This window comes from Petroclostridium sp. X23 (assembly GCF_030013905.1).
GTDB lineage: Bacteria > Bacillota > Clostridia > SK-Y3 > SK-Y3 > X23.
The window spans coordinates 4,402,162-4,415,257 of sequence record NZ_CP124862.1 but is presented as its reverse complement, the minus strand read 5'-3'; the positions used below and the strand labels follow the sequence as shown (position 1 = coordinate 4,415,257).

Here is a 13,096-nt window from a genome sequence, read left to right as displayed (position 1 = left end):
ACACAATAATACATCTATTTGATAAAAACCGCTTTACTTTTTATGATATTTTATATTAAAATATATAATTGACAGATTCTAATCCTTTACTCAATATTCTTTTCGTATGGCGAAACTAATAAGACTTGGCAATATAGTTTTAGAATAATGTGGGGTGAATCAATAATGAATATAAAAGGCATGCTCTCAACCTGGAATACGCTGGCGTTCAAAGTCCGCGTTTCATTATTATTCATCGCTATCGTTCCTCTCGGGATCTATCTGGTTATCAATAACTGGCTGCTAAGCCATCATTTATTGGAACTTGAAAATAAAAATATTATTTCAAAGACACATCAGGCTCACCGTGTGTTGGATGCAAAGGCATCAGAACTGTCTAAGCTTTCGATGGACTACGGCATATGGACCGATCTCCATGAAAAAGTGATAAACCCAGATCTTCCTTGGATTAAAGAAAATATAACTACTTGGATTCCTGAAAACTTTGGTATGGATTTGGTAGTGATCGCGAATAAAAACCTGGATATTATAAATGCTTTTGGTACACCGCATAAGAAACTGGATCAATTGCTGGAAAAAGAAATTATTGAACATGTATTTACCAATATAGATAACATACCGGATAACGGAGCTCTTTCAGGTTTTAAAATCTTCCAAAACGAACTATACCTTATTTCTCTTTGTCCCATTTTAAGAAATGACTACTCCGGTCCATATGGCGGCATGGTTGTGATAGGAAAAAAAATCACCCCTGCTTTTCTTGAAGAAATATCCTATCAGTATGGATATGAAATGTTTATGTATGACAGCGCTCATATTGTGTCTTCTCGATTTAATCAGACAAAAGCACAAAGAGCTCTTTCTCTTTTTAAGCAAACCAATGAAAACGTACTTCATATGGATAAAGCTACTATCTTTGGTGTAGATGCTATTAACGATATATCCGGGGTTCCGTCGGGCTACCTCTTCATTATGGAACCTAGAGAACTAAATATCATATTGAAGAATAACTTAATAGCTATATTAGGCTGTATCATTATTATACTCCTTTTAACCATAAGAATTAAAAGATCAATTGTAAACCCAATAAAAGATCTTCAACTTCAAATCTCTAAAATGGGAAAAGAAAACACACTTTCTTATGTAAACATTAAAGGTACAAGCGAAATTGTAAGTCTGGCAGATTCTTTCAATAAAATGATCGATAACCTCCACCGTCACAGGCTAGAGAATGAAAATCTTAGAACGCTCTCAATCACTGATGACCTGACATCATTGTATAACCATCGCTTCTTCTATGAATATTTTGATAGACTAACTTCTAACGGATGTAAAAATATTTGTATTTTATTCTGTGATATCGATCATTTTAAATCGGTAAACGACCATAATGGACATGTTATCGGCGATATCCTCCTTAGAGAAGTAGGAAGGATTATTAAGGCAATTGTAGGACATAAAGCTGTGTTTAGGTATGGCGGAGAAGAATTTGTGATTGTGCTCGATGATTACTTTGTTGACAGTGCGTATAAAAAAGCAGAAATCATCCGTTTGGCTGTTAACAACTCTTCTCTTATACAGAAATATTCTTCTTACTTACCAATCACCATCAGCATTGGGATTGCTGCATATCCATCAGATGCGTCAGATATAGATATGCTTATTGACAAAGCCGATACTGCAATGTATTTTGCCAAACAGAATGGTCGGAATCAGTGTCATATCTATAGACCCTTTATGAGTAAAAGCTTTAAATCCGTGCGGTACGCAAAAAAGCGTATAGAAGTATAGAAGGGTATATGGCAACGCCTATACCCTTCTATACTTTTTAGTTTATATCGATTTTATAGCCTTTTTTCTTGGTTTCACCAGTCTTTGGCAAGATAAGCTTAAGGATACCATTGTCAAATGTTGCTTTTACAGCTTCGTTCTTGACACTTTCAACATAGAAGCTTCTGCTGATCTTTCCGGTCCTTCTTTCTTTTCTGATATAATTTTCTCTTTCTTCATTGATTTCTTCGTTATGGTTTGCGGAGATTGTAAGGTAATCATCTTTTAGTTCTACCTCTATAGACTCCTTATTCACACCAGGAAGCTCAGCTTCAACAACATATTCTTTTTCATTCTCCTTAATATCGGCTCTGATGCCTGATGTTGAAGAAAGGAAAAAATCATTACTGAAAAAATTATCCATAAAATCTCTACCAAAGAAGCTGCTCACTAAGTCTCCATGCCTTTTTCTGAAAGGTACTAAATCAAACATGCTTAAAACCTCCTTAAAAATTAATTTTTATTTCTAATACTATTATAGAATAAAGGTCAAAGATAGTCAAAGTCAAATAATTTTGGTTTCTTCTCAATTTTATTTATATCTGTCAGTTATATTTATTTATATTCATCTTTCTACTTACTTGTCACAACTACAAAAAAATAGTCAGAATTTCAATTCTGACTATAGATTAATTAAAAATAAAAATACAGGTATGGTAATGATACAGCATAATGTTGATAAGAACACGCATTTGGAAGCCATTTCCGCGTCTCCTTTATAGTTCTTGGCCATTACAGCGGCTGACGCTTGTACAGGTGCTGATGCCAAAATCGTAAGAATAGACTTTAGCATAGCGTTAACGGGAGTAAAATATAAGAACGTTAAATATAACAAAGGAAAAAGCAAAACCTTTAACAGAGAGATCATTTGCGTATTTCTGTCTCCCAATATTTCTTTTATATGCAAGCCGTATAGATTTGCACCTATTAACATCAGTCCTAACGGAATCGCGGTGCTTCCCATTCCACTTATAGCTTTTTGTAGAATAGCAGGAGGACGAAGATTTAAAAAGAACATCACTAATCCTAGCATAACAGCTATAATGCCGGGATTTATCAAATTTTTCATGCTTGATAAACTGATTTTTTCTTTTTTATAGATGTTAACTCCTATGGTCCATGTGAATAAGTTCTGAACAACTACATAAATAGATGCATACAGCATGCCTACACGCCCAAACAATGCATTGCACAAAGGATACCCCAAAAATGCCACATTCCCGAAAATGAGACAATATCTCATTGCTTTTTTTTGTCCGTCTTGTTCATGCATCGCTTTTATAATATATTTGCTGGCTATTGATGTGAAGGACATAAATAATAACGCCAGCACGGCCATAATACCAATATTTACGGCATGTTCATCTTCATATTGTATCATCATTGCGTTAAATACCAAAAAAGGCCATGCAATATTTACAATAAATTGACTGATATCTTGGATACCGGTCTCTGATATAATATTTTTTTTCCTCGCAAAATATCCTATGAAAATATACATCATTAAAACAATAATCTCAAAAATAATGCTCGTGTAACTCATTTTTCCTCCGAAAAAAATATTTATTATAATACTACCATAACTTACTATAAATAAAAAGCCCGGATACACATCCGGACTATCATTTGTCAATCATTTAATTCCTATATCGGTTCTATAATGAGCGTCTTTAAAGGTAATCTTGCGTACTCCTTCATAAGCAGTTTTTATCGCTTCATTTAAATTGCTGCCCATAGCTGTTACTCCTAATACTCTGCCACCGGCTGTCAAAATTATATTATCTTTCAGCTTGGTACCTGCGTGAAATACCTTCACTCCAGCAATAGCTTCCGCATCTTCCAGTCCTTGAATGGTATATCCATTCTGGTACTTCTGGGGATATCCTCCCGAAGCCATAACAACGCATACTGCCGCATTGTCTTCCCATTCAACATTGATATCTGAAAGTTTTTCATCTATGACAGCATTAAATATTTCTACCAAGTCGGTTTTTAGCCTTGGCAGCACTACCTGCGTCTCCGGGTCGCCAAACCGTGCATTATACTCCAGTACTTTCGGGCCGTCTTGGGTAAGAATAATACCAAAGTATAAAATTCCTTTAAATTTTCTTCCTTCCTGATTCATCGCCTGTACTGTGGGTTTAAAAATATTCTCCATACAATAGTCGGCAAGCTCAGGAGTATAAATCCTGCTGGGGGAGAATGTTCCCATCCCTCCAGTGTTTAATCCCTGATCATTGTCTAGCGCTCTTTTATGGTCTTGTGCACTTACCATCGGAATAATAGTCGTTCCATCTACAAAAGACAATACCGATACTTCTTGTCCTATAAGGAATTCCTCAATAACAATCCTATTGCCGGCTTCTCCAAATGCCTTATCTTCCATAATTTGATGTACCGCATCGACTGCTTCATCGTAGTTTTGCGCAATAATTACACCTTTTCCAAGCGCAAGCCCCTCTGCTTTCACTACAGTAGGATAGGATGTATTCTTTAAATATTTTACCGCATCTTCACTGTTTTCAAATACTTCATAAGCTGCTGTAGGTATGCCGTATTTCTTCATTAAATCTTTTGAGAATACCTTACTTCCCTCGATGATTGCAGCAGCTTTATTAGGTCCGAATACTCTCAAGCCCTTGGCTTCAAATGCGTCTACTATTCCTGCCGCTAAAGGGTCATCAGGGCCAATGATTGTCATATCTATTTTATGATCTTGCGCAAATTTTACCAAGCTATCGAAATCCATCACCTTTATATCAACACATTCGGCGATTTGTGCTATTCCGCCGTTACCGGGAGCACAATAAACCTTATCCACCTGTGGGTTTTGACTGATTTTCCATACAATCGTATGTTCTCTTCCGCCTCCACCAACTACAAGAATTTTCATAATACACCTCCATTATTGTAGTGAATAGTTAAGAGTGAATAGTGAATAATTGAAATCTTTAATCGTACCATTCACTTTGAAATTTAAATAGCCATAATAAAGGGCAGACCCGTGTGCCGCCCCTCATCAATAATATTTTCTACGTTGCGGACGACCAATGGCCGCCTCTACAACATATTCCTCATTTATATAATATATTAGAACCACACTATAGGAAGTTGTGAAAAAGTGCTTAGTTGATCAGTCGCAAAGCATGGGGACGGACCTACAGCTTCCCTAAAAAACAAGCGCAGCAGTAGGTCCGTCCCCACGCTTCACTCCTTCTGCGTGCTAAATTCGACTTTTTCACAACCTCCTATACATTCATCTGCCTTGACCTGTGAACCGTGAACTGACACTACTATTAATTATTCACTATTTACTATTAATTATTTTAGTGTTTAAAGTGTCTCATCCCCGTAAACACCATCGCGATTCCATATTTATTACATGCATCAATAGATTTTTGATCGTTTATGGAACCACCGGGTTGGATAATAGCGGTAATCCCTGCAGCAGCAGCCGCTTCCACGCAATCTGGAAATGGGAAATATGCATCGGATGCCATTACGGATCCTTTCACCTTATCACCGGCATAATTTATAGCCAGATTCGCAGCTGTAATTCTATTGGTTTGGCCTGGGCCGATACCCACCGACATATTGTCCTTCGCAAGGGCAATACCATTGGATTTTGTATGTTTTACAACCTTCCAGGCAAATATTAAGTCCTTCATTTCCTGCTCGGTGGGTTTTTTCTCAGTAATATACTTTAGATCATCCATATTTAATAATTCATTATTGATTTCCTGAACCAATAGGCCTCCTGCAACCTTTTTCATATCAAAGGTGCCTTTAGGAAGTTTGGCGGAGATATCCTTCAGTTCCAATACCCTGATATTCTTTTTCTGCGTCAAGATCTTTACGGCCTCTTCAGAATACGCAGGCGCAATCACGATCTCTACAAATATCTTGTTAATCTCTTCAGCGGTTTTAGCGTCTATTTCTCTATTTGCAGCTACAATGCCACCGTAAATAGATACCGGGTCAGCTTCATAAGCCTTTATATATGCATCGTATATATTTTCCGCACTTCCTACCCCGCATGGATTTGCATGTTTTACCGCAACAACAGTAGGCTCATCGAATTCTTTTAATAAATCCAGCGCACCATTGGTATCATTGATATTATTATAGGATAATTCTTTGCCATGAAGCTGCTTTGCTGATGTAAGACATCCGATGTTATGCCCGACTTCCTTATAGAATACCGCTTGCTGGTGGGGATTCTCTCCATATCGCATATCCTGCACTTTTTCAAAGGTTAAAGACAGGTTTTGCGGGAAAAGTTCTTCCCCTATTTGCTCTCTTAAGTACTTTGCAATGAGCGTGTCATAATGACTGGTGTGCTCAAAAACTTTATACGCCAATTTAAACTTGGTTTTAGGGGATACTTCTTTACTTTCCTTTAACTCATTGATAACAACCGCATAATCGGCCGGGTCTACGATTACTGCGACATCCTGATAGTTTTTTGCTGCCGCTCTGATCATGGTGGGTCCACCGATATCAATGTTTTCAATTGCATCTTCCAGTTCTACATCTCCTTTTAAGATGGTCTGCTTAAAAGGATATAAATTAATTGCCACGACATCTATTGTCTCAACATCCAGTTCTTTGATCTGATTCATATGTTCCGGGTTGCTTCTCATCGCAAGAATTCCCGCATGAATTTTAGGATGAAGCGTTTTTACCCTTCCGTCCAAACATTCAGGAAAGCCGGTAATATCCGATACATTGATTACTTTTATACCGGCGTCTGCGATTGCCTTTGCGGTTCCTCCGGTAGAGATGATTTCATATCCGAGATTATCAAGTTCTTTTGCAAAGTCGATCACTCCGGTTTTATCTGAAACGCTAATTAGTGCTCTTTTTGCCATTTATAGTCCTCCTTTTTCTTATGGATAGCATACATATCGTTAAGACCACTATCAATATAGTTCATGTAGGGGCGGACGACCCTGTCCGCCCGTTAATACTCTAATTTATATTCGGGCGGACAAGGTCGTCCGCCCCTAATGTACAAATATCGTCTAATTGCCCTATAACTATATTAGGCTTTCAACTAATTACCACGTGCCGTCCCTCAACTCTAATCTTTCCTTCACACAAAAGATTAACGGCTTCCGGCAGTATCTTCCATTCCGCCTCTTCCATCACCCTTTTTTGAAGGATTTCGGGTGTATCATCCTGCCTCACCTCTACGGCCTTTTGCAGTATAATCGCTCCTCCGTCCACAACTTCATTCACGAAATGTACTGTTGCACCTGTGACCTTCACACCATATTCCAGTGCTTTTTCATGTACCTTCATTCCATAATATCCATCACCACAAAATGATGGTATCAGAGAAGGATGCACATTAATGATCTTATTTCTATATGCGGCGATAAGCTTTTCTCCTATAATAGAAAGAAACCCTGCCATCACAATAATATCCACTTTTTTCTGCTGCATGTGTTCTAAAAGAGCTTGGTCATATGCTTCTTTACTATCGAATCCTTTTCTTGGAATAACCGCATAGGAGATATCATGCTTTCTCGCGCGTTCAAGGGCATATCCTCCCTCTCTGTTGGAGACAACCGTTACAATGCGGCCATTGCGAATAGTACCTTCTTCAATCGCATCAATGATTGCTTGAAGATTGGTCCCTCCGCCTGAAACCAGGACTCCTATGTTTAGCATATATCCACCCCATTGTCCCCCTCAATGATTTCTCCGATAATAAATGCATTTTCCTGCTTATCTTTTAAATACTTCAGCATTTCATCCGCTTGGGAAGCTTCCACTGCCATAAGCATTCCGATCCCCATGTTAAAAGTATTGTACATATCTCGTTCAGAGATATTTCCTAAATCTTGAAGCAGTTTAAAAATAGGAAGCACTTCCCAACTTCCTTTATTTATTTTTGCTCTTAAACCATCTGGAAGCATTCTTGGGATATTTTCAATAAACCCGCCTCCTGTAATATGAGATACCGCGTTGACCGAGAACTTCTCAATCAAATCCAAAAGCGTTTTTACATAAATACGTGTAGGTTTTAATAATTCTTCCCCAACTGTGCACCCTAAAGCTTCTATATACCTTGCCAGTTTTTTATCATCTTCATTACCATTTAAATTAAAAAGCTTTCTTACCAGTGAGTAACCATTACTGTGTATTCCTGAAGAAGCAAGCCCTATAAGCACATCACCTTTTTTGGTTCTTGAACCGTCAATGATTTTATTCTTATCAACAATGCCCACAGAAAAGCCTGCCAAATCATATTCGCCATCCGGATAGAATCCCGGCATCTCTGCTGTTTCTCCACCGATAAGCGCACATCCTGCCTGCACACATCCGTCGGCTACGCCTTTAACAATCTGCGCTACTTTCTCAGGTCTGTTTTTCCCAACAGCCACATAATCAAGAAAAAAGAGAGGACGTGCACCGGAACAAGCAATATCATTCACGCACATAGCCACACAATCCTGTCCTACAGTATCATGCTTGTCCATGATAAAGGCAATCTTTAGCTTTGTTCCTACGCCGTCAGTTCCTGATACTAATACCGGTCGGTCATAGTTTAATTTTTCTATTTCAAAAAGTCCGCCAAAACCTCCGATATCGGATAATACCCCCGGAATGAAAGTTTTGGAAACATGCTGTTTCATCAATTTAACAGCCTCATATCCCGCCTCAACATCTACACCGGCAGACTTATAACTCTCACTCATGTTTTTTGCCCCCTTTCAAACTCCATCTTGTCAGCCTCGCCAGGTACCTCCATTGGATATTCTCCGGAAAAACAACCGTTGCAAAATCCGCAGTTTGTACCAACAGCTATATGGGATAATCCCTCTATACTCAGGTAACCCAGGCTATCGGCACCCACCATTTTCCGAATTTCCTCCAGAGAATGTACTGAAGCCACTAACTGTTTCCTAGATGGAATATCCGTGCCAAAATAGCATGGCCATTTGAAAGGCGGTGAGCTCACTCTCATATGGACTTCTTTTGCTCCTGCGTCTTTAAGCATTTGAACAATCCTTCCGCTTGTAGTCCCCCTGACAACAGAATCATCCACCATTACAATCCTTTTGCCTTCCACACTTTTCTTTAAAACGTTCAATTTTATTCTGACACCGGTTTCTCTTTGACTTTGATCGGGTTGTATAAACGTTCTCCCGATATAACGGTTTTTCATTAATCCTTCACCATAAGGGATTCCTGATTCTTCTGCATAACCTATCGCCGCCGAAACCCCCGAATCGGGAACGCCGATTACCAAGTCTGCTTCTACCGGATGCTCTTTCGCTAATATCCTTCCTGCCTGCTTCCGCGCTTCATAAACACTTGCGCCTTCCACAACGCTGTCCGGACGTGCAAAATAAATGAATTCAAAAATACACAGATTCGATTTTCCTATGCAATTTGTCTTTATAGAACGCAGGCCGTCCTGGTCAATCAGTACTACTTCTCCCGGTTCAACATCTCTTATAAACTCCGCGCCAACTGAATCAAGCGCGCATGTCTCGGAAGCAAGGACATATGAATTTCCTATCCTTCCAATGCTCAGAGGACGAATACCGTGCGGATCTCTGGCTCCTATCAGTTTGCGAGGGCTCATCACCACCAATGAATAAGAACCTTTTACTCTGGTCATCATACGCGTTACTGCTTCTTCTATAGAACCGCACTTTACTCTTTCACGGGCGATGAGATAGGCGATCACCTCTGAATCAATCGTGGTTTGAAAAATCGCTCCGTTCTTTTCCAGATCTTCTCTAATCTCAGCAGCATTTACCAGATTTCCGTTATGCGCTACAGTTAAAGTCCCTTTAACATATTTTGTTACCAGTGGCTGAGCATTTTCACGCAAGCTGGCACCGGTAGTAGAATACCTTACATGACCTACTGCAATCTGTCCCTTTAAGTGATTGATCACTACATCATTGAATACCTCAGGTACCAGTCCCATATCTTTATGGTGAATAATGGTTCCATCATCATTTACGGCAATCCCGCAGCTTTCCTGTCCGCGATGCTGAAGTGCATATAAACCGTAGTAAGTAAGACGGGCACAATCAAGGCCATCTTTATCATAGATACCAAAAACACCGCATTCTTCATTTAGTTTATCTAATCTCCAATCAAAATCAACACATTTATTCATGGCTTTTTCCCTCTCCAAATAACCTTGTAAGTTGGGAACCCTGGGTTCGGAATTCACATTTTCTCCCCACTCCCCACTCCCCACTCCCCACTATTCACTGTTCACTATTAATTAGAAATCACTCGCCCATCAATCTCTTTAATACTTCTTTATATGCATCCTCAACATTTCCCAAATCTCTTCTGAATCTATCTTTATCTAACTTTTCTTTTGTATTTGAATCCCAGAAACGGCAAGTATCGGGTGAAATTTCATCAGCTAGTATAATATCGCCTTTGTATCTGCCGAACTCCAGTTTAAAATCTATCAATTCTATTCCCAAGTCTTTTAAATAGTTGGACATTATTTCATTTACTTTAAGAGCGATACCGGATATTTTCTTCAATTCCTCTTCAGTAGCAAGTTCCATTGCATAAACATGATAATCATTAATCATCGGGTCACCTAACTCATCATCTTTATAACAGTATTCAAGTACTGTAGATTTCATCTTGGTCCCTTCCGGCAATCCCAATCTTTTTGACAAACTACCTGCAGCAATATTTCTAACGATGACTTCAATGGGTACAATTTCAACTTTTTTTACGATGGTTTCCCTATCATTGACTTCTTCAACAAAATGGGTAGGAACCCCTTCTTTCTCCAACAGTTTGAACATGTGGTTGGAGATTCTATTATTCATTGCTCCCTTATCTTGTATAGTTCCCTTCTTCAAACCGTTAAATGCGGTAGCATCATCCTTATAATCAACGATATACATATCTTCATGGTCTGTCTTATATACCTTTTTCGCTTTTCCTTCATAAAGCATTTCTAGCTTCTTCATATTTTTGAAACCTCCTCTTTAATTTGTGCATTTTTCTCTTCTACTTGCTTCGCCATTTCTATTTTAAAAGCTTTTAGCTTTGTTTTTAAATCTTCGTATCCGATGGAAAGAATCTGTACTGCAAGAATAGCCGCATTGTCTGCCCCATCTATCGCAACGGTGGCTACCGGAATCCCTTTAGGCATTTGTACAATAGAAAGCAGAGAATCCAATCCGTCCATCGTAGACGATTTAATTGGTAAACCTATGACAGGAAGTGTCGTAAATGCTGCTAAAACCCCCGGCAGATGAGCCGCTTTTCCCGCCGCGCCAATAATTACATCGATGCCGTTTGCCTCCGCATTCTTCGCAAATTCTTCCGCCCTATATGGTGTGCGGTGCGCAGAAATTACATTTACATCTACTTCTACATCAAATTGCTTGAGTACTTTTATGCAATTCTTTAAAATAGGGAAATCGGAATCACTTCCCATTACGATCGCTACTTTCGGTTTTTTTCCTGTGAACATATTACATACCTCCTAATGATTTAAATGATATTAAAGTTTTACTAATTGACAATTGGAAATTGACAATTGAGATTTACTTATCAAAACTCCAAATTTTATATTTCTCAACTCTCAATTTTCAATTCTCTATTTAATACTATAAGCGTTATTGCCATGCACTAGATTAAATGAAGTCCGATAATACCATTATCGGACTTCATTTTGTTGTCATCTTATATCCTAGTGCGGTAAGATTGAGAATCTTAATATAAACAATACTGCCAATACATATACGATAGGATGTACTTCTTTTGCTTTTCCTGCAACAATTTTAGTAACAGGATAAACAATCAATCCCAACGCGATCCCGGTTGCAATGCTGTAAGTAAACGGCATCATCACTACCGTTAAAAATGCCGGTAATGCTTCACTCATATCATCAAAGTCGATATTCTTTATAGCACCCATCATCAGCACACCTACCATAATTAACGCAGGAGCTGTAGCGGCACTAGGCACCAAGCCTACCAGCGGAGCGAAGAATAGTGCGACCAGGAACAGAATTCCTGTAACTACAGAAGTCAAACCTGTTTTTCCGCCTTCTGCAATACCTGCACCACTTTCCACATAAGTAGTTACGGTAGATGTTCCAATGCAAGCACCGATTGTTGTAGCAAAAGCATCTGCCATTAATGCTTTTTCCATTCTGGGTAGTCTGCCCTGTTCATCTAAAAGTCCCGCTTTCTGCCCTGTACCAATCAATGTACCAATCGTGTCAAACATATCCACCAAGCTAAATGAAATAACTACGGTTAACGTAGAGAATATCGCCGCAAGAACACCTCTCCCGTCAAGGCCTAATAAGCCGGGGAAATCCAACGTAAAGAAAGTAGGTTTCAAACTCGGAGGCATGGAGAATATTCCGAAGTTAGCCATATTGGTTACTCCAAAAGGAATGCCCACAACAGTAGTCGCAAGAATACCGATAAGAATAGCGCCTCTTACCTTTAAGATGACCAAAACCCCGATAATAACGAGACCGATCAATGCGACAATTGCACTTCTTGTTGCCATCCCATAGGTCAAATTTGTTGCCTTATCATAAAATTCCGTACTGAAATATTTTGAGAAATCTACTAACTGCACCACTGTAGCAGAGTTCTTCATTACAATATTGGCGTTTACCATACCGATCAATGCGATAAATAAACCAATCCCCGCCGTGATCGCATATTTTAAATTCAATGGAATTGCTTTTACAATTGCTTCCCTTAATCCAATCAATGTGATTAAAATAAATAAAATACCTGAAATAAAGACTGCTGCCAATGCTTGGTTAAAGGTATATCCCATTCCCAGCACAATTGTAAATGCAAAAAACGCGTTTAAACCCATTCCCGGTGCTTGTGCAAATGGAAGATTCGCATAGAGCCCCATAATTAATGTACCGATTGCAGCAGCGATACATGTCGCTACAAATACGCTTGCTTTAATATCATCAGCACCCTCAACACCTAAGATATATAAAGGTGTACTTAAAATGTTCGGGTTAACAAAGATGATATAGGCCATTGTGATAAATGTAGTAATACCAGCAATAATTTCTGTTTTAACGCTTGTGTTGTTTTCTTTTAAACCAAAAAATTTGTCCATAGTAAACAACTGACTCCCTTCTTTTTTAGTCTCTGATTTGTGTTTTCCTTATGTAGTTTGTCCCAAAAGTAAACTTTCAACCGGCTACTCTTTCAAGCAGTAATCACCTCCAACCATTATTTCTAATCCGCAGCAGAATAAAAAAAGACAAAT

At 38.7% G+C, this 13,096-nt stretch carries 11 protein-coding genes; 1 reads left to right on the top strand and 10 read right to left on the bottom strand.

Going from position 1 to position 13,096, the window contains the following annotated elements; translation table 11 throughout:
• The first annotated feature begins 165 nt into the window (after positions 1-165).
• The gene (locus QKW49_RS20685) at positions 166-1,791 is read left to right on the top strand and encodes a diguanylate cyclase (protein WP_282864533.1); all 1,626 of its coding nucleotides are present in this window, start codon (positions 166-168) and stop codon (positions 1,789-1,791) included.
• Between the two features lie 37 nt (positions 1,792-1,828).
• On the opposite strand, the gene QKW49_RS20680 is transcribed toward QKW49_RS20685, so the two are convergent.
• From QKW49_RS20680 to QKW49_RS20635, 10 genes are all read right to left on the bottom strand, one after another.
• Complete coding sequence (locus QKW49_RS20680; RefSeq protein WP_282864532.1) at positions 1,829-2,263, bottom strand: Hsp20/alpha crystallin family protein; 435 nt, start codon at positions 2,261-2,263, stop codon at positions 1,829-1,831.
• Between the two features lie 189 nt (positions 2,264-2,452).
• Positions 2,453-3,373 (bottom strand): AEC family transporter, encoded by a 921-nt coding sequence (locus tag QKW49_RS20675; protein WP_282864531.1) that lies wholly within the window; start codon positions 3,371-3,373, stop codon positions 2,453-2,455.
• Positions 3,374-3,463: 90 nt separating this feature from the next.
• On the bottom strand, positions 3,464-4,723 hold the full coding sequence (gene purD / locus QKW49_RS20670) for a phosphoribosylamine--glycine ligase (RefSeq protein ID WP_282864530.1): 1,260 nt from the start codon (positions 4,721-4,723) through the stop codon (positions 3,464-3,466).
• A 433-nt stretch (positions 4,724-5,156) separates the two neighbouring features.
• On the bottom strand, positions 5,157-6,701 hold the full coding sequence (gene purH / locus QKW49_RS20665; protein WP_282864529.1) for a bifunctional phosphoribosylaminoimidazolecarboxamide formyltransferase/IMP cyclohydrolase: 1,545 nt from the start codon (positions 6,699-6,701) through the stop codon (positions 5,157-5,159).
• A gap of 181 nt (positions 6,702-6,882) precedes the next feature.
• Positions 6,883-7,506, bottom strand: coding sequence for a phosphoribosylglycinamide formyltransferase (gene purN / locus QKW49_RS20660; RefSeq protein ID WP_282864528.1), 624 nt, complete (start codon positions 7,504-7,506; stop codon positions 6,883-6,885).
• Complete coding sequence (gene purM, locus QKW49_RS20655) at positions 7,500-8,537, bottom strand: phosphoribosylformylglycinamidine cyclo-ligase (protein ID WP_282864527.1); 1,038 nt, start codon at positions 8,535-8,537, stop codon at positions 7,500-7,502. Before purM ends, purN begins: the two co-directional genes overlap by 7 nt.
• A complete protein-coding gene (purF, locus tag QKW49_RS20650) occupies positions 8,534-9,976 on the bottom strand; it encodes an amidophosphoribosyltransferase (RefSeq protein WP_282864526.1) in 1,443 nt (480 codons plus the stop codon). Before purF ends, purM begins: the two co-directional genes overlap by 4 nt.
• 118 nt (positions 9,977-10,094) lie before the next feature.
• On the bottom strand, positions 10,095-10,802 hold the full coding sequence (purC, locus tag QKW49_RS20645; protein ID WP_282864525.1) for a phosphoribosylaminoimidazolesuccinocarboxamide synthase: 708 nt from the start codon (positions 10,800-10,802) through the stop codon (positions 10,095-10,097).
• Complete coding sequence (gene purE / locus QKW49_RS20640; RefSeq protein ID WP_282864524.1) at positions 10,799-11,311, bottom strand: 5-(carboxyamino)imidazole ribonucleotide mutase; 513 nt, start codon at positions 11,309-11,311, stop codon at positions 10,799-10,801. The genes purC and purE overlap by 4 nt, the downstream gene beginning before the upstream one ends.
• A gap of 219 nt (positions 11,312-11,530) precedes the next feature.
• On the bottom strand, positions 11,531-12,943 hold the full coding sequence (locus QKW49_RS20635; protein WP_282864523.1) for an NCS2 family permease: 1,413 nt from the start codon (positions 12,941-12,943) through the stop codon (positions 11,531-11,533).
• Positions 12,944-13,096: the final 153 nt, after the last annotated feature.